The 21,397-nt window shown below is 30.3% G+C and carries 19 protein-coding genes; 6 read left to right on the plus strand and 13 right to left on the minus strand.

The features are described 5' to 3' along the window. The first annotated feature begins 2 nt into the window (after positions 1-2). From LOS89_RS06715 to LOS89_RS06725, 3 genes are read left to right on the plus strand one after another with little or no spacing between them, the layout of a single operon-like run. A complete protein-coding gene (locus tag LOS89_RS06715; RefSeq protein WP_231834522.1) occupies positions 3-737 on the plus strand; it encodes an ABC transporter ATP-binding protein in 735 nt (244 codons plus the stop codon). A 37-nt stretch (positions 738-774) separates the two neighbouring features. Beyond that, complete coding sequence (locus tag LOS89_RS06720; RefSeq protein ID WP_231834523.1) at positions 775-1,875, plus strand: ABC transporter permease; 1,101 nt, start codon at positions 775-777, stop codon at positions 1,873-1,875. A 1-nt stretch (position 1,876) separates the two neighbouring features. Further along, a complete protein-coding gene (locus tag LOS89_RS06725; RefSeq protein ID WP_231834524.1) occupies positions 1,877-2,995 on the plus strand; it encodes an ABC transporter permease in 1,119 nt (372 codons plus the stop codon). A 204-nt stretch (positions 2,996-3,199) separates the two neighbouring features. Here LOS89_RS06725 and aroC read toward each other — a convergent pair whose 3' ends face one another. Then, the gene (gene aroC / locus LOS89_RS06730; RefSeq protein ID WP_231834525.1) at positions 3,200-4,252 is read right to left on the minus strand and encodes a chorismate synthase; all 1,053 of its coding nucleotides are present in this window, start codon (positions 4,250-4,252) and stop codon (positions 3,200-3,202) included. A 157-nt stretch (positions 4,253-4,409) separates the two neighbouring features. Between aroC and LOS89_RS06735 the strand changes: the two genes are divergently transcribed. After that, the gene (locus tag LOS89_RS06735) at positions 4,410-5,210 is read left to right on the plus strand and encodes a hypothetical protein (protein ID WP_231834526.1); all 801 of its coding nucleotides are present in this window, start codon (positions 4,410-4,412) and stop codon (positions 5,208-5,210) included. Between the two features lie 51 nt (positions 5,211-5,261). Next, positions 5,262-5,756 (plus strand): hypothetical protein, encoded by a 495-nt coding sequence (locus LOS89_RS06740; protein WP_231834527.1) that lies wholly within the window; start codon positions 5,262-5,264, stop codon positions 5,754-5,756. 33 nt (positions 5,757-5,789) lie between these two features. Here the strand turns inward: LOS89_RS06740 and LOS89_RS06745 are convergent, their stop codons facing one another. The 12 genes from LOS89_RS06745 to LOS89_RS06800 form a co-directional block, all read right to left on the minus strand. Next, complete coding sequence (locus tag LOS89_RS06745) at positions 5,790-6,218, minus strand: protease complex subunit PrcB family protein (protein ID WP_231834528.1); 429 nt, start codon at positions 6,216-6,218, stop codon at positions 5,790-5,792. Beyond that, positions 6,218-7,348 carry an N-acetyl-alpha-D-glucosaminyl L-malate synthase BshA gene (gene bshA, locus LOS89_RS06750; protein WP_231834529.1) on the minus strand — a complete coding sequence of 377 codons (1,131 nt, stop codon included), beginning with the start codon at positions 7,346-7,348 and terminating at the stop codon, positions 6,218-6,220. Before bshA ends, LOS89_RS06745 begins: the two co-directional genes overlap by 1 nt. Before the next feature lie 63 nt (positions 7,349-7,411). Next, complete coding sequence (locus LOS89_RS06755; protein ID WP_231834530.1) at positions 7,412-7,867, minus strand: iron chaperone; 456 nt, start codon at positions 7,865-7,867, stop codon at positions 7,412-7,414. A 2-nt stretch (positions 7,868-7,869) separates the two neighbouring features. Next, on the minus strand, positions 7,870-10,785 hold the full coding sequence (locus LOS89_RS06760; RefSeq protein WP_231834531.1) for a serine hydrolase domain-containing protein: 2,916 nt from the start codon (positions 10,783-10,785) through the stop codon (positions 7,870-7,872). 149 nt (positions 10,786-10,934) lie between these two features. Continuing rightward, on the minus strand, positions 10,935-12,158 hold the full coding sequence (gene serB / locus LOS89_RS06765; RefSeq protein ID WP_231834532.1) for a phosphoserine phosphatase SerB: 1,224 nt from the start codon (positions 12,156-12,158) through the stop codon (positions 10,935-10,937). 36 nt (positions 12,159-12,194) lie between these two features. Beyond that, positions 12,195-12,677: an ABC transporter ATPase gene (locus LOS89_RS06770; protein WP_231834533.1), complete on the minus strand. Its 483-nt coding sequence runs from the start codon at positions 12,675-12,677 to the stop codon at positions 12,195-12,197. Positions 12,678-12,679: 2 nt separating this feature from the next. Continuing rightward, entirely contained in the window at positions 12,680-13,279 is a 600-nt protein-coding gene (locus tag LOS89_RS06775) for a hypothetical protein (protein WP_231834534.1), read from the minus strand. Positions 13,280-13,292: 13 nt separating this feature from the next. Then, positions 13,293-14,084 (minus strand): (Fe-S)-binding protein, encoded by a 792-nt coding sequence (locus LOS89_RS06780; protein ID WP_231834535.1) that lies wholly within the window; start codon positions 14,082-14,084, stop codon positions 13,293-13,295. 30 nt (positions 14,085-14,114) lie between these two features. Beyond that, a complete protein-coding gene (locus LOS89_RS06785) occupies positions 14,115-15,437 on the minus strand; it encodes a 4Fe-4S dicluster domain-containing protein (RefSeq protein ID WP_231834536.1) in 1,323 nt (440 codons plus the stop codon). A 10-nt stretch (positions 15,438-15,447) separates the two neighbouring features. Beyond that, on the minus strand, positions 15,448-16,401 hold the full coding sequence (locus tag LOS89_RS06790; RefSeq protein ID WP_231834537.1) for an MlaD family protein: 954 nt from the start codon (positions 16,399-16,401) through the stop codon (positions 15,448-15,450). A gap of 35 nt (positions 16,402-16,436) precedes the next feature. Continuing rightward, entirely contained in the window at positions 16,437-17,543 is a 1,107-nt protein-coding gene (locus tag LOS89_RS06795; protein ID WP_231834538.1) for an N-acetylmuramoyl-L-alanine amidase family protein, read from the minus strand. A gap of 13 nt (positions 17,544-17,556) precedes the next feature. Continuing rightward, entirely contained in the window at positions 17,557-18,627 is a 1,071-nt protein-coding gene (locus tag LOS89_RS06800; RefSeq protein WP_231834539.1) for an N-acetylmuramoyl-L-alanine amidase family protein, read from the minus strand. A 95-nt stretch (positions 18,628-18,722) separates the two neighbouring features. Between LOS89_RS06800 and LOS89_RS06805 the strand changes: the two genes are divergently transcribed. After that, positions 18,723-21,395 carry a putative LPS assembly protein LptD gene (locus tag LOS89_RS06805; RefSeq protein ID WP_374107735.1) on the plus strand — a complete coding sequence of 891 codons (2,673 nt, stop codon included), beginning with the start codon at positions 18,723-18,725 and terminating at the stop codon, positions 21,393-21,395. The last annotated feature ends 2 nt before the right edge of the window (positions 21,396-21,397 follow it).

The raw sequence follows: 21,397 nt of genomic DNA on the forward strand, positions 1-21,397 counted from the left end.
CAATGAACCAAAAAAAAATCATAGAAGTAGAAAACCTAACCAAAAAGTTTGGCGATTTTACAGCTGTAAAAAGTATTTCTTTTCACGTAAACAAAGGTGAAATCTTTGGGTTTTTAGGTGCAAATGGTGCTGGAAAAACGACTGCTATGAAAATGCTTATTGGTATTTCAAATCCTACAAGTGGTAACGCAATTGTTGCAGGTTATAATGTGCAAACACAAAGCGAATTGGTTAAAAAAAGTATTGGTTATATGAGTCAGAAATTTTCACTTTATGACGATTTAACGGTACAAGAAAACATTACATTTTTTGGCGGTATTTATGGTTTATCAAAAAATCAAATTAAATCCAAAACAGAAATTTTAATTGAAAATCTCCAATTGGGAAATATCACAAAAACTAAAGTTGGCGATTTGCCTTTGGGTTGGAAACAGAAATTAGCGTTTTCAGTTGCGTTATTGCACGAACCTAAAATTGTGTTTTTAGACGAACCAACAGGTGGAGTTGATCCCATTACGAGGAGACAGTTTTGGGAATTAATTTATGCCGAAGCTCATAAAGGAACAACCATTTTTGTTACCACACATTACATGGATGAAGCGGAATATTGTAATCGCGTTTCTATTATGGTTGAAGGCGTTATTGAAGCTTTAGATTCGCCAAAGAATTTAAAAAAGCAATTTGATGTTGAATCTATGAACGAAGTGTTTTTAAAGTTGGCTCGTAACATTGAATAACAACTACTTAAAACCTGAAACTTGAAACAAAAAACAAATGAAACGATTTAGAGGTTTTGTAAAAAAAGAATTCTTTCACATTTTTAGAGATAAACGTTCACTTTTTATTCTCTTTGGAATGCCTATTGCTCAAATTTTATTATTTGGATTTGCCATTACTAATGAAATTAATAATGTGGAAGTTGCCATTTTAGATTATGCGAAAGATTCAGAATCTGAAAAAATTATTCAAAAGTTAAAAGCTTCAGAATATTTCAATATTGAAACTGAAATAACAAACGAGAAAGCAATCGCATCTGAATTTAAAAAAGGAAAAATAAAAGCCGTGTTACTTTTTGAGAAAGATTTTTCAAAAAAACTTCATACCGAAAATAAGGCAACAATACAAGTAATTACAGATGCAACTGAACCTAATATTGCCAATACAATCGCTAATTACACACAATCCATTTTATTAAATTATCAAAATCAAAATTCTAGTGCAAAAAATATTGGGATAAATATTCAAACCCGAATGTTGTACAACCCTGAATTAAAAAGTGTTTTCAATTTTGTTCCTGGAGTTATGACCGTAATTTTAATGTTGGTTTCAGCAATGATGACTTCAATTTCTATTACAAGAGAGAAAGAATTAGGTACAATGGAAGTATTATTGGTTTCGCCTTTAAAACCATTCCAAGTAATTGTAGGAAAGGTTTTTCCTTATGTGTTTTTATCAATAATAAATGCTATTGTAATTGTGAGCATGGGCTATTTTATTTTTGGAATGCCTATAAATGGTAGTCTCTTTTTATTAGCTTTTGAAAGTATATTATTTATTGTTACCGCTCTTTCATTAGGTATTTTTATTTCCACTATCTCTAAAACGCAACAAACTGCCATGATGATTTCTTTAATGGGTTTAATGCTTCCTGTTATCATTCTTTCTGGCTTTATATTTCCTATTGCCTCAATGCCTTTACCCATGCAAGTTATGAGTAATATTATTCCTGCAAAATGGTTTATCATTATAGTGAAATCGATTATGCTTAAAGGAGTTGGTTTACAATATATCGCTAAAGAGACTTTGATTTTAGTACTTATGACAGTGGTGTATATTGGCTTGAGCATTAAAAATTACAAAACAAGATTAGAATAAAATGAGAATCATTCGTTATATCATACAAAAAGAATTCAAGCAGATTTTTAGAGATAAAGGTATGCTGCGTTTAATTTTTATTTTACCTATACTACAGCTTTTAATATTATCAAATGCAGCTACATTTGATGTTAAAAACATTAAAGTTGCGATTGTAGATAATAGTCATTCCATGCAATCGAGAGCTTTAATTGAAAAGTTTCAAATGAACTCTTATTTTGCTGAAACGAAACTTTTAAACAGTTCAAATGAAGGAATTGAATATATAAAAAAAGGAAAGACAGATGCAGTTATTGAAATTCCTCAGCAATTTGAAAAACAATTAGTTAACGGAAATAAAACGTCAATACAAGTTCTCATAAATGCGATTGATGGAGCAACAGCAGGAGTTCAAAATGTTTATATCGCTCAAATTGTAAAACAATTCAATCTAAATATAACGCTTGAAAATAAAAACCTATCTAGTCAACAAAACTTGAGTAGAATAGAAATGATTCCTTCATTTTGGTATAATAAGACGTTAAATTATAAGACGTTTATGGTTCAAGGTATTTTAGTATTATTAGTTACCATGCTTACTTTATTCCTTTCTTCAATGAATATTGTTAGAGAGAAGGAATTGGGAACTTTAGAACAAATAAATGTAACACCAATAAAAAAACATCAGTTCATAATTGGTAAATTATTTCCTTTTTGGGTATTAGGATTGGTTATTTTAACAATTGGGTTATTAATCGCAAAATTGGTTTTTAATGTTCCAATGTTAGGAAATATATTTTTAGTTTACCTTTTTACTTCAATTTATTTATTACTCATTTTAGGAATTGGATTATTCATTTCTAACCACACCGAAACACAACAACAAGCTATGTTTATTGCTTGGTTTTTTATGGTGATTTTTATTCTAATGAGCGGTTTATTTACACCAATTGAGAGTATGCCTAAATGGGCTCAAAACATAACACTCTTAAATCCAATTCGCTATTTTGTTGAATTTATTCGAATGGTTCTACTTAAAGGAGCAGGTTTACAAGAGGTTTTGTTAAATTTATCTGTAATTACAGTATTTGCAATTACTATAAATGGATTAGCAGTTTGGAGTTATAAGAAAACGAATTAACACAAGGTGAATTCTTCATTTTTTCAAATGGTTTTGTCATCGGAATCTTAGAAATATCAAATATAAAAGTTTTAAATCATCATCAAAAAAGTTCGATTTACCTCCATTCTGCTCCACTAAAACCCCTGTAAAGTATTAATTTTACAGGGTTTTATTTTAAAATATACTTACAACAAACTATGCATAAATAAAATGCATCTTTTCTTATTTATTTAATAAAAAATAATCTGCAATTACTAAAGCTGCCATTGCTTCCACAATAGGAACAGCTCTTGGAACTACACATGGGTCATGTCGACCTTTTCCTTGTTGCTCAACAATTTTCCCTTGATTGGTTAAAACTTCTTGCTTTTGAATTAATGTTGCAACGGGTTTAAATGCTACTCTAAAATAAATATCCATTCCGTTTGAAATTCCTCCTTGAATACCTCCAGAAAGATTGCTTTTTGTAGTACCATCAGAATTAAAAGAATCGTTATGCTCGCTTCCTTTCATTTTTGCACCACAAAAACCACTACCAAACTCAAAACCTTTTACAGCATTTATTGATAACATTGCTTTTCCTAGTTCGGCATGAAGTTTATCAAAAACTGGTTCTCCTAAACCAATTGGAACATTTTGAATTACACATGTAATAGTGCCTCCAACAGTATCCCCTTGCTTCTTGATTTCCTTAATATGTGCTTCCATTTTAGCGGCTGACTCTAAATCTGGACAGCGCACAGCATTACTTTCTATTTTTGAAAAATCTAAATCTTGATATGGCTTATCGATGAAAATTTCTCCAACTGAAGAAACAAATGCATTTATTTTAATTTCAGAGATAATCTGTTTGGCAATGGCGCCACCAACTACTCTACTCGCTGTTTCACGAGCAGAACTTCTTCCTCCTCCTCTGTAATCACGGATTCCATATTTCTGTTCATAAACATAATCTGCATGACTTGGTCTGTAAGTATCTTTTATATGAGAATAGTCGTCAGATTTTTGATTGGTATTTGGAATAATAAATCCAATTGGAGTTCCTGTAGTTTTACCTTCAAAAATTCCAGATAAAAACTGCACTTCATCTTCTTCCTTACGCTGAGTTACAATTGAAGATTGTCCAGGTTTTCTACGTTGCATTTCACTTTGAATAAAATCGAAATCCAATTCTATACCTGCAGGACATCCATCCAATATTCCACCCAAAGCCTCTCCATGAGATTCTCCAAAAGTGGTTAATTTTAATAATTTTCCAAAAGTATTTCCAGCCATAATGATAAAAAAAGGTTAACATTTTTATTTACAAACAAATGTAAGGATATTTTAAAAAACGACTATTACAAAATCCATTTACTAAAATTCGAATAATAAATTCGTAATTAATTAAGGAAAAATAGTATATTAGCTTAACAATTTAACCAAATCAATCATGAAAAAACTAATATTTCTAACCTCTTTATTTGCTGCTTCTTCATTTATTTCTTGTTCAAGTGAAGATGGTGATGGCGGTACTAATTACAATCTCCCTTTAAATGATGGGAATTATTGGACTTACGATGTAAATAGTGAAGGCGTTGAAACTCGTGATTCCTTATATATTTCAGGAGATGTTGTAATGAACACCAAAACATATAAAAAATTTGAAACATTAGATAATGTTGCAACAGGATTTTACTCATCTTCTTTAAGAAATAATGGTGTAAGAAAAAGTGGTTCAAAATTATTATTATCAGGAAATTTATCTCTTGCATCTGGACAAGATTTACCTTTTAATTTTGATTTAACATTAGATGATTTTGTTATTTTCAATAGTAATGCATCTAATAATCAAACACTAAATAGTAGTCCTGTAACAGGTACAATTCAAGAAACTTATAATGGATACCCATTAACAATTGCTTATTCATTACAAAGTTATGGAGGAGAATCATTATCTAGTTTTACTTCTCCGAATGGAGATACTTATGCAAATGTAAAATCAACAAAAATTAAATTGAATGTTTCGGTAACTTCTGAACAAACTTTTGGCGGATTTACCATTCCTATAACTATTTTAGCCCCACAAGATTTAATTATTTCAACATTATATACGGCTGAAGATATTGGGGTAGTTTATGTAAATACAGACACCTCATATTCAATAAATTCTGACATTGCTGATGATTTTGGAATTCCTGCAACAAACTCGCAAAATCAAAAAGAATATTTAGATATTTATGTAGTAAATTAATTTTGGTACGAAATTTGTAAAAATTTGGCTATATTTGTAAAAACACTTATTATGAAGAAATTAATTTTATCTGCTTTCATGCTACTAGGTTTAGCATTTAGCGCACAGGCACAAGACATTTCTAAGAATGCATTAGGTTTACGTTTAGGTGACAACGATGGTTTTGGTGGTGAAATTTCTTATCAAAGAGGAATGGGATCAAACAATCGTTTAGAATTTGATTTAGGTTGGAGAAACAGCAAACACGTAGATGCTTTTAAATTAGTTGGTTTATACCAATGGGTTTGGAACATTGAAGGTGGATTCAACTGGTACGCTGGTGTAGGAGCTGGTATTGGTAGTTGGAGTGTTGACAAAGATTATGGGGATGGTAGCGGAAGTTTTGTTTTAGCTGCTGGAGATCTAGGTATTGAGTACAATTTCCAAGAAGCACCAATCCAATTATCTTTAGATTTTAGACCAGAAATTTATTTCGGTGGAGATTATGCCGATTTTAGAGATGGTTTTGGACCTGATATCGCATTAGGAATCAGATATAGATGGTAATAATTAAAAAGCCCCGAAATTCGGGGCTTTTTTTTATTCAATAATTATCGTATTTCCTTTTGGAATAAGCGCTATACAAAAAGGTGATGTTAATGCAGTTGTTACTAAATCTCCTTTTTTTGGTGTTATTTCTTTTTTCTTTACATGAATTGTATTGTTAACTTTTGAGATCGATTCAATATCAATTGCATAACCTCCAGTATTTTTTTGACCTTGATACAAAACCAAAACATTCTTTTTCTTAAAATCGACAGTTAAAAATTTTGAGAACTCCGTTTCGTCAATTTTAAGAGATTCTATCAACTTAATATACGATTCATTATCTTGAATCAAAACATGACTAGGTTTTTCATTTCCTCCATAATCGTTCTTATAAAAAACAGAAAAAGAATTATCTTCAACAACCTCCTTAGGAGTACTGCATGAAAAAACCAAAAATATTATTGGTAAAAATTTAATCATTATTTTGAATTTATTGCTTTAAAATAAAGTTGTTCATATAAAGGCATGATATTTTGAATATCAAAAAGTTTTGCCGTTTCTAGAGCATTCACTTTGAATTGTTTTAATTTCTCATCATCACTTAATAATGAAATAGCATCTTGACTCATTTTTGCGACATCTCCTACATTACTTAAATATCCAGAAAAACCATCTTTATTAACTTCTGGTAAACCTCCAGAATTACTCGAAATAACAGGTACTCCACAAGCCATAGCTTCTAAAGCAGCTAAACCAAAACTCTCAGTTTCAGATGGTAATAAAAATAAATCGGAGAAACATAAAATTTTGTCAATCTCATTACTGTTTCCAAAGAAAATCACTTTGTTTTGAATTCCTAATTGTTCGCATAATTGTTCTGCACTTTCTTTTTCAGGACCTTCTCCAACCATCATTAATTTTGAAGGAATTTCTTTTTGAATTTCATAAAATATTCGTATAATATCATCAATTCGTTTTACTTTTCTAAAGTTTGAAATATGAGTAACTATCTTTTCATTTTCAGAAGCCATTAAAGAACGGTGGCAAGGAATGTTTTCTTTCAATTTCGATTTATTGACTTCAATGAAATTTGGTATTACTTTAATTTCTTTCTGAATCTCAAATAATCGATAAGTATCGTCTTTCAAACTTTGAGAAACACTTGTAACCACATCTGATTTATTGATACTAAAACAAACTGCTGGTTTATAAAAAGGATGATTTCCAACTAAAGTAATATCGGTTCCATGAAGCGTTGTAACCATAGGAATATGAATTCCTTCATCGGCTAACATTTGTTTTGCCATAAAGCCCGCATAAGCATGAGGAATTGCATAATGCACATGCAATACATCTATTTTATATAGTTTTACCATATCTACCAATTTACTTGAAAGTGCTAACTCATAAGGTTGGTAATGAAACAACGGATATTCTGGAACGTGAACTTCATGATAGTGTACATTTGGATTTAACAACGCCAAACGCACTGGTTGACTATAAGTTATAAAGTGTATTTCGTGACCTCTTTTAGCTAATTCCAAACCAAGTTCGGTAGCTACAACACCACTTCCACCAAATGTAGGATAACAAACAATAGCAATTTTCATGAATTTTAATTTTAAAATAAAATTACCATTTCTTGTTCTGGCAATTATAAAACATTTGTTAAATTATTTTTTAAATGCTGACTCATAAGTAGCAATCCAATCTTCAACCGTAATTTTCTTTACTAGTTCACCAATCAATTCAAATGGGATATTTTCAGGTTTCTTGATTCGCAAACAACTTTTGCCTAAATCTAATTTTTGCTTAGAATATTTCGGATATTCGGATACAAACCAATCGTATAATTCAGGTTTTGCATAAATACCCATATGATAAAAATTAATGCTATTTTTTTGACTAGCAAATCCCATAAATGGCAATGGTTGCTTTGGATTACAATGATACCCGCTTGGATAAATTGAATGAGGCACAACATAACCAGCCATTCCATAACCCATTCCTTCTTGAAAACCTTTTGGCAGATTTTCTAAAATTACGTTTCGTAATTTCTGTAATGCTTCTCTTCTATCTTCTGGAGCTTCGTTGATGTATTGATCTACTGTAGTTGCTTCTGATGTCATGATTATTCAATTATAGATTCGTAAATAACTTTTTGAATATTCTCTCTGATATTTTCTTTCGATAATTTATTACTTGCATTTGAATCTGGATAGGTTCTATTTGATAAGAAAACATAAACAATTTCTTTATCAGGATCAGCCCATGTCATAGTTCCAGTAAAACCAGTATGTCCAAAACTAGTTAATGAAACACATCCACAAGTTGGTCCTTCATTTCCTAATTGCGGTTTATCAAACCCAACTCCTCTTCTATTTCCATCTTTACAAAAATAACACGTATTGAACATATTAAATGTATTTTGCGAAATATAAGTTTTACCACCATAAGAACCTTTTTGAAGATACATTTGCATAAGCTTAGCAATATCTAAAGCATTGGCAAACAAACCGGCATGACCTGAAATACCACCTTGCATAGCAGCAGCCATATCGTGAACATATCCTTGAACTAATTGATGACGAAAATAAGTATCATTTTCAGTTGGAATAACTCTATTTGCATTTATTTTACCCAAAGGATTGTACATAATAGAGTTTGCTCCTAACGAAACGTAAAAATTATCATGAGCTAAATCTTCTAGCGTTTTTTTATTGTGTTGCTCTAAATATTCTTTAAAAAGAATAAATGTAAAATCGCTGTATTTGTATTGTTTTTTGGGTAACAACTCACTATCCAAAATTGTTTTGATAATGGTATCGTTGTAATCTTTTCTTAAATATAAATTTTCAGCAACATGAATTGGAAAATCTACTGAATATTGACTTCTGTAATAATGTGTACTCGGTCGGTTTAAACTATCTAAAGTAGCTTTGTAAAACGGAATCCAAGGTTGAAATCTAGCTTGATGCGTAAGCATATCTAAAACCGTTGCGTTGGCTTTATTTGAATTCTTAGCAACTGGTAACATCGTTTTTAACTTGGTTTCTAATGTTAAATGACCTTTATCGAATTCTTGCATAACATTTGGTAACGTTGCAACAATTTTAGTTAAAGAAGCAATATCGTAAACATCTGTATTTAAAACCTTTTGAGAAGATTCATAAGTATGATTACCAAATGATTTTTGATAAATTACTTTTCCTTTTCTTGCCACTACAACCTGAAGTCCAGGTGTCATTTTTTTTGAAATTGCATAATTAGCAATGGAATCAATTTTTGTTAGAACTTTAGAATTCATTCCAACATTTTCTGGTATCGAAAATCCCAAACGTTTTATTTCTAATGTTTCAATTCCTTCCTTAACCTTAAATTCATCATCTATTGAAACAGGTAATTTTCCTTTAGCACCCATAGCACCAAAAATGATTTGTGGAGCAATTGTTTGAGCAATATCGTTATTTTGATAAGCAATAATTATGGTTTCAATATCTTCAAAATTCTTTAAGTTTGTTAAAGAATAAGGTTTTGTAAAACATGTTAAGATTACATCATTTTGTTTTGCAATTTGGTTAATCCATAACATTTCTTTGAAATTCAAATTGTGATTTCTCCAAGCGCCATCTTGTTTGTGATAACCAATAATAACCTTTGTATAATCTTGCAATTGAACTAAAACCGAATCTAAGTTTTTGTTTGTAATCTCACTTATAGAAGCATAATTTCTCAATTGAGATAGAAAAATATCTGAATTGTCGTTACCTAATTTGATGTAAGCGATTTTTTCTTTATCGATATCTCTAACCGGAACTAACTTTTCATTATTCTTAATTACTGTTATAGCATTTTCGTATAATTTATAATTTAAGGCTTCAAATTCAACCGCATTTAAATCTTTATATAAATTATCAATTACAATTGGTTTGTAATTATTTAAATTAGCTTTGAATTTGTATGCCAATATTTTTTTTACCGAATACATTAATCGTTCTTCAGTAATAATACCTTTTTCGTAAGCTTCTTTGAATTTTTTAATGGCAAGAGGAACATTTTCAGCAAATAACAACACATCATTTCCAGCTAAAAATGCTTCTAAATCAATATCTCCAGGTTTTTTAAAATTACTAGCACCTTTCATGTTTAATGCATCCGTAAAAATTAAACCTTCAAATTGTAATTCTTTCTTTAATAAATCGGTTACAACAGGATACGAAATTGAAGTTGGATAATTTTCTCTAGGCTCTAAACTTGGCACATTCAAATGCGCCACCATAACACTTGCTAATCCATTTTTAATCAATTCTCTATATGGGAATAACTCAATCTCATTTAAGCGATTACGATCAAAATTTACAACTGGTAGTGTATGATGTGAATCAGTTGAAGTATCTCCATGTCCAGGAAAATGTTTGGCTGTCGCATAAACACCCTCATCTTGCAAACCTTTCATTAAAGCAACAGCACGTGATGTAACCACTTCTTTTGTTTCTCCAAAAGAACGATTTCCAATAATTGGATTTTTTGGATTGGTATTGATATCAACTACAGGAGCAAAATTGAAATGGATTCCCATTCTTTTTGATTGTTTTGCCATTTGATTTCCTGTTTTTTCAATCAATTTCATATCCTGAACTGCACCAAGAGTCATGTTCCAAGGATAACGATAAGTAGAATCCAATCGCATACTTAAACCCCACTCTGCGTCAATTCCAATAAACAAAGGAACTTTTGCTTTTGACTGATAACGATTTGTAAGTTTGGCTTGACGAACTGGACCTCCTTGAAAAAAGATTAATCCACCTATTTTGTAATCTTCAACAAGTTTATCAATTGATTTATTATGTGCTTCATCTTTATTAGAATAAGCAGCAACCATAAACAATTGCCCAACTTTTTCTTCAAAGGAAAATTGGTTGTAAATACTATCTACCCAAACTTGTTGTGAAACAACTTTAGTGGGTAACGCTGGTTTTGTAGATTTTTGAGCGTGTGATGAATATATGGAAACTATTGAAAATAATAGTATGAAAAAATTTCGCATAACAAAAGTTTGATTTTTTTAACCAAGAACTAAATCTATGCCAAAGTACTATATCTCTTCCCTAATTTACAAGGGTTTTAAGTTTATTTTATCAAGAAAGTTGTTAACGAAATCAAATTGTTAATCTTTAGACAAAATATGATAAGAAATTATTGCATTAAATCAATATGTCTGTCGTGATAACCTAGAAGATATAAAACGCCATCTAAACCAATACTAGAAATTGAACTTTGTGCATTGTCTTTTACTTTTGGCTTAGCATGAAAAGCAATTCCTAAACCAGCTAAATTCAACATTGGCAAATCGTTAGCTCCATCACCTACAGCGATTGTTTGACTGATATTAATTCCTTCTCTATTTGCTAATTCTTGTAAATATTCGGCTTTTTTATTACCATCTACAATTTCGCCAAGATAACCACCAGTTAAAACACCATCTTTAATTTCCAATTGATTTGCAAACACATAATCAATTCCTAATTCTTTTTGTAAATATTTACCAAAGTAAGTAAATCCACCAGAAAGAATAGCTGTTTTAAATCCGTAAGCTTTCAACGTATCGATTAATCTTCTAGCTCCTTTGGTAATAGGCAAATTAACCGCTACTTCTTCAAGAACTTCCTCTTTTAAACCTTTTAAAAGTTTCATTCTTTGTTTAAAACTTTCATTAAAGTCGATTTCACCGTTCATTGCAGATTCCGTTATGGCTTTCACTTGTTCGCCTACACCAGCAAGTTCGGCTAATTCATCAATAACTTCAGTTTGAATTAATGTAGAATCCATATCAAAACAAACCAAACGTCTGTTTCTTCTAAAAATATTATCTTCTTGAAATGCAATGTCCAAATCCAATTCGCTTGAAATTTGCATAAATTTAGATGTAAAATCAGATTTATCATGTATTTCTCCACGAATCGACAATTGAATACAAGCTCTAGGATAATCATCTTCTTTCACTAAAGAGGCTCTTCCTGTCAATCGCTTTATTGCATCAATATTCAAATTCTTCTCAGAAATAACTTTTGTTACTTCAGAGATTTGTTCAGCAGTTAATTTTTCTCCTAAAAGTGTTACGATATAACGATCTTTTCCTTGTAATCCAACCCAACCTTCGTAATCGTCAAGAGAAATAGGAGTAAATTTTGCTTTAATTCCTAATTCGTAAGATTTGAAAAGTAAATCTTTTAATACAGCAGCAGATTTTTTTCCTGATTTGATTTGAAAAAGAATTCCTAATGATAAAGTATCATGAATATTAGCCTGACCAATATCTAAAACTTTGGCATCGTATTCTGCCAAAACAGCAGTTAATGAAGACGTTAATCCAGGTTTATCTTGTCCTGAAATATTCAATAAAAAAATCTCGCTATCCATAATCGTTTAAAAGTAAGTTTAATTCAGAATCATTTACTAAAAAAATCGATTATGCCAGCTTTCACTTGCAGGAACTTCCCAAAAATCTTGTAATTCTCCAACAGTATTTAATAAATTATTGAATACAATTGTGTTTTCAGAAACGGCTTTTTCCTTTGCCATTTTCTTGAATTCGATAAGTGGTTTAAAAGCAACATGTTCTCCTACTTTGAATGTTACATTCATTTTGTCTAACAAATCAACATTGTATTTTTGTTCTAAATTCTGAATGAATTGTACAGAAGCATCAATAGAACAACCTGTAGCAGCTTGCACATTTTGATTTACCGCAATTATAATAAATCGATTGTAACGCGTTACAAATGAAGCTTCAAGACTTTGTCCATGAGAAGACCAATTGTCTAAGAAGAATTTTAATTCTGCTTCAATTTCTTGAATTTCTTCATCAGAAAACTTTCTATTTGACTGATAAATCCAAATTTTAGCTTCTTCTGGCAACGTATCAAACGGTACAAACATGATTATTTTTTTATAATATCAGTAACTATTTTATAAGCAACAAACTTACCAAGTTTTGCATCAAACAACTCCATTTCGTAATAAGTAACTTCTACATTATCAGTCACTTTTAACACTTTATCAGTTAATAAAAAAGCATTATCAAAACTGCTTAAAAGTATAAATTGGTTGTTTTTTCCTGAATCTTCTTTAACAACGAAAGTCATGAATTGATCTGATTTAATTTCAGAAACTTTTCCTGTTAATGTTAAATCATCAATAACATCTTCTACTACTTCTTCTTCATCTTCCATCATGAATTTGAAAACTGTTGGACATTTCATTCCCATTCTTTTTCCAACTTCATAACCTAATTCTTCCATTTTTTTATCGTTAGAAATAACATCTTTTCCAAAGTGTTTTTCAACGTCTTTTTCATAAGCGTTAATTCCTTCTAACAAACAAATACCAATTGTTAATTCGAAGTTTTCTTTAGTAATTTCTTGTTTTCCAGCACAAGCACAAGCTTTTTCAGCTAATTTATCAGATAATTGATCTTTTGTAAGTTTTTGAGCTGAAACTAAGTTTCCAACAAGAATAAATAATACTACTATTTTTTTCATGATTTGAATTTAATTATAAATTTTGTGCGTTAGCAATTATTTCTGCAATATCTAACACTTTGATTTCATTTTCTTTGTGAGCAAATTTCACACCATCGGTCATCATTGTATTACAATAAGGACAACCTGTGGCAATAATATTTGGATTTGTTTCAAGAGCATCTTGAGTTCTTAAAACATTAATATCCATATTCCCTTTTTCAGGTTCTTTAAACATTTGCGCTCCACCAGCTCCACAACATAATGCAGAACTTTTGCTTCTTTTCATTTCTACAACATCAGCATTTGTTTGCGATAATATTTCTCTTGGTGCTTGGTATTCGCTATTCGCTCTACCTAAATAACAAGGATCGTGAAAAGTAACTCTACTTCCTTTATAAGTATCTTTATTAAAATCGATTCTTCCTTCTTTTAAAAGTTGTTGAATAAACTGAGTGTGGTGCAAAACTTCATAATTTCCACCTAAACTAGGATATTCATTTTTTAAACAATTAAAAGAATGAGGATCACATGTTACAATCTTTTTTACTTCGTAAGCATTAAGCAATTCGATATTCATAAAAGCTTGCATTTGAAATAAAAATTCATTCCCCGCTCTTTTTGCAACATCTCCAGTACAACTTTCTTCAGTACCTAAAACAGCAAAATTTACATTTGCTTTATTTAAAATTTTAACGAAAGCTCTAGTGATTTTTTTTGCTCTGTCATCGAAACTACCAGCAGAACCTACCCAAAAAAGAATTTCTGGTTGTTTTCCTTGAGCCATCATTTCGGCCATTGTTGGTACAATTAAATTTTCAGACATATTGTATACTATTTTAAGATAGTTAAATTATTATTCGTTTACCCAATTTAAACGATCCATTTGATTGTAAGGCCAAGGAGCACCGTTGTTTTCAATATTACTCATCATGTTGTTCAATTCCATAGGTGCTGCACTTTGTTCCATTACTAAATAACGACGCATTTCGATGATGATTGATAGAGGACTAATATTAATAGGACATTCTTCAACACATGCATTACAAGTTGTACAAGCCCATAACTCCTCTGGAGTAATATAGTCGTTTAATAAAGATTTTCCGTCTTCAACAAAAACACCTTTATTTAAATCGATATTTCTTCCTACTTCTTCTAAACGATCACGAGTATCCATCATAATCTTTCTAGGAGATAATTTTTTACCTGTTTGATTTGCAGGACAAGATGAAGTACAACGACCACATTCTGTACAGCTATAAGCATTTAATAATTGAACCCAATTTAAATCTTGAACATCTGAAGCTCCAAATTTAGCAGGAACAGCATCTGGATTTGCAGGCGCTGCAAACGGATCTGCATTTGGATCCATCATTAGTTTTACTTCATTAGTAACACTTTCTAAATTGTTTAATTTTCCTTTTGCATTTAAATCTGCAAAATACGTATTAGGAAATGCTAATAAAATATGTAAATGTTTTGAGAAATATAAATAGTTTAAGAAAACTAAAATACCCGCAATATGTAACCACCAAGCTGCTCTTTCAATAATAACAACTGAACCTTCGCTCATTCCATTGAAAATTGGCGCAATAAACTGTGATATTGGAAAACTACCAACACTGTTATAATGACTAATACCTAAATTTTGTAAATGAAAATCAGCAGCATTCATTACTAAAAACAACGTCATTAAAACCATTTCAAAATATAAAATGTAGTTAGCGTCATTTTTAGGTTGTCCATTTAAATCTGAACTTGTAAAACGAGCCAGTTTAGTAACATTTCTTCTAATCCAAAATACTACAACCGCTACTAAAACTAAGAATGCTAAAACTTCAAATGAACCGATTAAAATATCATAAAAAACACCCATAAATGATAAAACACGGTGTGTTCCAAATAATCCATCGATAATAATTTCAATAACTTCAATATTGATGATTACAAAACCAACATAAACTATAATGTGTAAAAATCCTGCAATTGGACGTTTTACCATTTTTGATTGTCCTAAGGCAATCATAGCCATGTTCTTCCATCTTTCAGAAGAGTTATCACTACGATCAACATCTTGACCTAATTTTATGTTACGAATAAGTTTTTTTACATTAATTGTAAAATAACCAATACCTATTGCTAAAAGCAATGCGAAGAAAATATTATCTAAAAAATTCATCGTATAAAAATTACTTTTTTATTGAGTCGTTAACAGGTGCTACATAAGGTTTGTTTTTCTTTCCAAAAAGAGAAACGTTTACATAGCGTGTTGGGTTTAATCGTAAATCTTGTAACAACAATTCTAATTCTTTTGAAGTATTAGTAAAGTTATTGTACATAGCATCATCTTTCATTAATTTACCCATAGTTCCTTTTCCACTATCGATATCTGCCATGATTTTATCAACATTAGCTAATGTTTTTTCTAAATTCTTAACCGTTTGTCCTAAGTTAGCTGCAGCCAATGAATCTGAAATTTTTGAAAAATTAGCAGCGGTTTTATCAAAACTTGTCATCGTTGAATTGATTTTAGATTTGTTCTCTGCAATCATTCCATTAATGTTTTTAGAAGCTACACTAAATTCAGAAAGAGTTTTATTCAATTCAGCAATACTGCTTTTTAAATTTTGTTTTGTTTTCTCGTCTAAAATATCATTGACATTCGAAAACAATACATCAGCATTATCTAATAATTTTTGAACTTTAACCTGTAAAGGTTCTAATTGCTGTGCTAATGCATCTGTTAATCCTAATTTACTACTCGCTTTTAAGTAATCACCCGATACTGCTAAATTACTATCTGCATCATTTGGAATTATTACAATCTCTTTCCCTCCTAATGGAGATGATCCTCTAAGTTCTGCAACACTTGTTTTAGAAATTGGATAATTTGAGGTAATTGATAATTCAACCACAACCTTTTTATTTTCCAAAAAAGAATATGAATTAACTCTTCCAACTGGAACACCTTTGATTGTAATAATTGAGGATGGAGCTAATCCTTCAACAGATTCAAATACGACATACAATTTATTATTGCTATCAAAAAGGTTTTTTCCTTTTAAAAAATTATATCCCCAAATGAATAATAATATAGATACAATTACAAGGATAGCGGTTTTGATTTCTTTTGTTAGTTTCAAAGCGTAATAATTTTTAACAAAAATAAACTTTTATTTTATTTTATTGCATCGGTAATGCTTATTTTTATTCCGTCTTTATAAGCAACTAAGAAAGCTGTTTTGTATCCTTTTTGTTTTGCTTCTTCTAATTTTTGCTTTGCCACATCATAACTTTTTTCTGAAGCATAATAATATTTGTATAAGCTTCCAACTTGTTCATATGAAATAGGGCTTAATCCTTTAAAATTAGAAGGAGAAGTTGATAATTCTTTTTTACTAGCCGAAATTTGAACTTTAAAAATCACACCTTTTTCTGGAGTTTTTACCGTTTTAGGAGTTTCTTTTACAATAGTTTCCGATTTTTGCTCAACTACTTTAATATCCTCTTTAACATTATCATTGTTTGAAGGATTAAAAAATTCGTTTTTATAATCTAAAATAGCTCCTGCAATGGCTTCAGCCAATTTATCTTGACCATCTTCAGAATTTAAAAAATCACCTTCTTCTTTATTAGAAACGAATCCCATTTCTATTAAAACTCTAGGCATAGTAATTTGTCGCAATACTAAGAACCCAGCTTGCTTAACTCCTCTATTTTTATTATCTGTACGTTTAGTAAAAAACTCTTGTACTCTTCCAGCCAATTCAATACTTTGATCTAAATGTTCTTCTTGAAGAATCGAAATACCAATTACAGATTCAGGCGAATTTGGATCAAAACCATCATATTTGATTTTATAGTCGGTTTCTAATGTAACAACCTCATTTTCGTTTTTAGCCACTTCTAAGTTAGACGCATTACGCGTAATACCCATTACATAGGTTTCATTTCCTGATGCTCCTTGATTTTTATTGGCATTACAATGCATCGAAACGAAAATACTTCCTTTAGATTTGTTAGCAATATTAGCACGTTGTTGTAATTCGATAAAAACATCCGATTTACGAGTATAAACAACCTCTATTTGTGGATCTTTTTCTAAAATTGCACCTACTCTTAATACGGTTTTTAATGCGATATTCTTTTCAATATTACCATGATAAACAGCACCATAATCTTTACCGCCATGACCCGCATCTAAAACTACTTTGAATTTTTGATTTTGACCATAGCTTGAAAAAAAGTGCATTGCGATAATTACAAATACAATTTTCTTAAACATAAATTATCTTCTTTTAATTTGTAAATGTTACTATATAAGCGGAAGTATATCCTTTCTTTTTAGCTTCCTCTAATTTTTTCTTACAAGCATTATAATCGGATTCTTCACCATAAAAATACTTGTATAATTTTTTATCTTTTTCAAAAGTTATCCCTTTTAAACCTTTAAAGTTAGAAGGTTTTGTTTCTAATTTTTTAGAACCTGCACAAATTTGAACTTTATAATAGGTTGAATTGGATTTAGAATCTTTTATATCACTATCATTCTCAATTTTACTTGATACTACTTCATTATTAACTTGATTTGAATCTGTATTAAAAAAAGTAGTTTTGTATGATAAAATTGCATTTGAAACAGATTCAGACATCTCTGTTTTACCTTTATCAGAATTCAAATACTTTGCCTCTTCAGCATGTGATACAAAACCTAATTCAATTAATACTCCTGGCATAACAGTAGCATCTAAAACCCATAATGGTTGTTGACGAACACCTTTATCTTTTCTTTTTAATTCACTTTTAAATTGATTTTGAACCAATGTTGCCAATTCAATACTTTGTAACAAAGCCTCTTCTTGCATGATTTTTAATCCTATTAATGTTTCTGGATTATTAGGATCAAAACCTTTATATTTCTTTTTATAATCTGTTTCTTGAAAAATTACAGCATTTTCTGTTTTCGCAATTTCTAAATTAGTATCTGTTCTTGACATTCCCATTACTAAAGTCATTGCTCCTATTGGATTTCCTGATTTTACAGAATTACAATGAACCGAAACAAATAAATTGGCTTTAGCTTTGTTTGCAATATTAGCTCGCTCTCTCAATTCTACAAAAACATCAGTTTTACGAGTATAAATTACTTCTATATCCTTATTCTTTTCAAGAATTTTTCCAATTTTAAGCACTACTGCAAGGGCAACATCTTTCTCTTTAACTCCATTTTTTACTGCACCTGGATCTTTTCCACCATGACCGGCATCTAATACAACTTTAAATTTAGCGTTATTTTGACTAAATCCAAAAGTTAAAACAAAAAGGAACAGTAATATAGACAGGTATTTGGTGTTTTTTTTATATGGCATAAAACAATTGCTAGAGATTATAAGTTATAATTTTATTAAAACATTATTTTTGCAAAAAAATATATGTAAGTTTGACACTTCAAAAAGTGAGCCAAATTTTTACAAAAATACTATTAAAAGCATTGCATACAAAGTTATTTCATATCGTTTTTTCAGTAATTTTTCTAACATTAGGAACTAACTCTATTTTTTCTCAAGAAACTCCGATTCCAAATACCGTTACTTTAACTAAGACTGATCTTAACAAAGTTAAGGATTCTACAGCAGTTGATTCTTCAAAAAAGAACAAACCTTTTTTAGATGGTGTAGTTAACATGAAAGCTAAGGAGTATGAAAAATTGGATCAGAAGAAAAAAACAGTTACACTTCATGATGAAGCTGAAATTTACTATACTGACTTTGAATTAAAAGCTGGTAGAATAGTTTTAGATTATGAAAAAAATTTAGTGTATGCTGGTCGATTAAAAGACTCTGCAGGAAATTATATTCAAAGGCCCGTTTTTAAACAAGGAAGTAATGTGGTTGAGCCCGATTCTATTATTTTTCATACAAAATCAAAACGTGCTAAAGTTTGGAATTCGAGAACACAACAAGGTGAATTATTCATAAAAGCTGAAATTTCTAAAAAAGAAAACGATTCGGTTTATTTTATGAAAAATGCCCGAATGACAACTTCTCAAAATATTGATGATCCAGAATATTATTTCCTTGTAAAAAGAGTAAAATTTGTTCCTAAAAAGAAAGTAGTTGTTAGTTCAACTCAAATGTACATAGCAGATGTTCCTACTCCTATTTGGTTGCCTTTTGGATATTTCCCAATGTCGGAAACAAGTACTTCAGGTTTTATTATGCCAACTCCAGGACAAAATAATCAACAAGGTTATTTTTTGCAAAATGGAGGTTATTATTTTGCTTTAAGTGAATATTACGATTTAGCGGTTCTTGGAGATTATTACACCAATGGAAGTTATGGATTACGAGCCGAAAGTAGTTATGCGCAACGCTATAAATTCAACGGACGTGTAAATTTGAGGTTTGAAAACAATATTCAGAGTGAAAAAGGTTTACCTGATTATTCAAAATCAAAACAATACAACATACAGTGGTCACATAGTCAAGATGCTAAAGCTTCTCCAAACTCAAGATTTTCAGCTTCTGTAAACTTGGGTAGTAGCCAATATTTTAGACAATCGGTTAATTTGAATAATATTGGTTCTTCAGTTAATAACAACTTAAGTTCTTCTGTATCATTTTCAAAAACATTTAAGACTGTTCCGCAAGTGAACATGTCGTTATCTGCAACACATTCACAAAACACAAATACACAAGCAATCGACATGACACTTCCTACTTTTCAGGCAAGTGTAGATCGTATTTTTCCATTTGCGTCAAAAGACGGAGTTAAAAAAGGAATCATACAAAATATCAGTTTACAATACAATATTAGAGGAGAAAATAGAATTAAAACTACTGACTCTTTGTTTTTTAAACCTCAAATGTTTAGAGATGCTAAAACAGGATTCCAACATTCTATTCCTATAAGTACAAACTTTAAAGTATTCAAATATTTTAGTGTTACTGCATCGGCTAACTATAACGAAGTTTGGGCATTAAATACCATTGAAAAATATTTTAGTACTACTGAAAACAAAGTTGTAACTGTAGATCAAAAAGGTTTTGAATCGTTTAGAACGTATAACTTTAATGTTGGTGTAGGAACAACTATTTATGGTACTTTCAACTTTGGAGAAGACAAAAAAATAGAAGCTATTAGACACGTTGTAAGACCAAATATTTCTTACGGTTATACTCCAAGTTTTGATCAATATTTTGAAAGATATGCATTAGATGCTACTGGAGTGAATTTTGCCGATTATACGAAATTTGATAATGGTCTTTTTGGTTCACCATCAAATAGTGTTTCTAACGCTATGAACCTTTCTATTAGTAATACTTTTGAGGCTAAAGTAAAAGATAAAGAAAGTAAAAAAGGTGAAACTAAAAAAGTAATGCTTTTAAATAACTTTAATATCGGAACTCGTTATGATTTTAATGCTGATTCATTAAAGCTCAAAGAAATTTCAATTAGTGGAGGAACACAACTATTTAAGCAAAAGATGAACATCAACTTTGCAGCTGTTGTAGACCCATACGCAATTGATAATACTGGTAGAAGAATTGATCAATTAAATATTGACAATGGTGGAAGTTTATTACGTTTACCTCGTGCTAACATTACTTTAAATTATAGTTTTTCAAGTACTGACGCAAATAAAAACAGTAAAACATCTGACCAAAATGTACAGAATGGTGGTCGTGGAGATGATTTATTTGGTGTTGGTGCTGACTTAAGTGATAACCGTCAAAGTTTATTTGGAAAAGATAAAGAAGATGAAAAAGAAAGTTCAAATTCAGAATGGTACAACACCAAACTTCCATGGGATTTAAGAATTGCGTATTCAATGAATTACAACAATTCAAATAGACAAAATGAGATTTCATCACAATCGTTAATGGCTTCTGGAAATATTGAATTAGCACCAAGATGGAAAGTTGGATTTTCTTCGGGTTACGATTTTGTTCAAAAAGGAGTTACCTTCACACAATTGCGTTTTGAACGTGATTTAGAAAGTTGGAGGATGAGTTTTAACTGGGTTCCATTTGGTACTAATACATATTGGGGCTTCTTTATAGGAATATCGTCTTCTATATTAAGTGATATTAAATACGATAAGCGTCAGTTACCTGATCGTACATTCAGACAATAATA

Source organism: Flavobacterium channae (assembly GCF_021172165.1).
GTDB classification, from domain to species: Bacteria; Bacteroidota; Bacteroidia; order Flavobacteriales; family Flavobacteriaceae; genus Flavobacterium; species Flavobacterium channae.

Coding starts and splice junctions, on each gene's coding strand:
- LOS89_RS06715 (WP_231834522.1), top strand. CDS start 3: ATGAACCAAAAAAAAATCATAGAAGTAGAAAACCTAACCAAAAAGTTT.
- LOS89_RS06720 (WP_231834523.1), top strand. CDS start 775: ATGAAACGATTTAGAGGTTTTGTAAAAAAAGAATTCTTTCACATTTTT.
- LOS89_RS06725 (WP_231834524.1), top strand. CDS start 1,877: ATGAGAATCATTCGTTATATCATACAAAAAGAATTCAAGCAGATTTTT.
- aroC (WP_231834525.1), bottom strand. CDS start 4,252: ATGGCTGGAAATACTTTTGGAAAATTATTAAAATTAACCACTTTTGGA.
- LOS89_RS06735 (WP_231834526.1), top strand. CDS start 4,410: ATGAAAAAACTAATATTTCTAACCTCTTTATTTGCTGCTTCTTCATTT.
- LOS89_RS06740 (WP_231834527.1), top strand. CDS start 5,262: ATGAAGAAATTAATTTTATCTGCTTTCATGCTACTAGGTTTAGCATTT.
- LOS89_RS06745 (WP_231834528.1), bottom strand. CDS start 6,218: ATGATTAAATTTTTACCAATAATATTTTTGGTTTTTTCATGCAGTACT.
- bshA (WP_231834529.1), bottom strand. CDS start 7,348: ATGAAAATTGCTATTGTTTGTTATCCTACATTTGGTGGAAGTGGTGTT.
- LOS89_RS06755 (WP_231834530.1), bottom strand. CDS start 7,867: ATGACATCAGAAGCAACTACAGTAGATCAATACATCAACGAAGCTCCA.
- LOS89_RS06760 (WP_231834531.1), bottom strand. CDS start 10,785: ATGCGAAATTTTTTCATACTATTATTTTCAATAGTTTCCATATATTCA.
- serB (WP_231834532.1), bottom strand. CDS start 12,158: ATGGATAGCGAGATTTTTTTATTGAATATTTCAGGACAAGATAAACCT.
- LOS89_RS06770 (WP_231834533.1), bottom strand. CDS start 12,677: ATGTTTGTACCGTTTGATACGTTGCCAGAAGAAGCTAAAATTTGGATT.
- LOS89_RS06775 (WP_231834534.1), bottom strand. CDS start 13,279: ATGAAAAAAATAGTAGTATTATTTATTCTTGTTGGAAACTTAGTTTCA.
- LOS89_RS06780 (WP_231834535.1), bottom strand. CDS start 14,084: ATGTCTGAAAATTTAATTGTACCAACAATGGCCGAAATGATGGCTCAA.
- LOS89_RS06785 (WP_231834536.1), bottom strand. CDS start 15,437: ATGAATTTTTTAGATAATATTTTCTTCGCATTGCTTTTAGCAATAGGT.
- LOS89_RS06795 (WP_231834538.1), bottom strand. CDS start 17,543: ATGTTTAAGAAAATTGTATTTGTAATTATCGCAATGCACTTTTTTTCA.
- LOS89_RS06800 (WP_231834539.1), bottom strand. CDS start 18,627: ATGCCATATAAAAAAAACACCAAATACCTGTCTATATTACTGTTCCTT.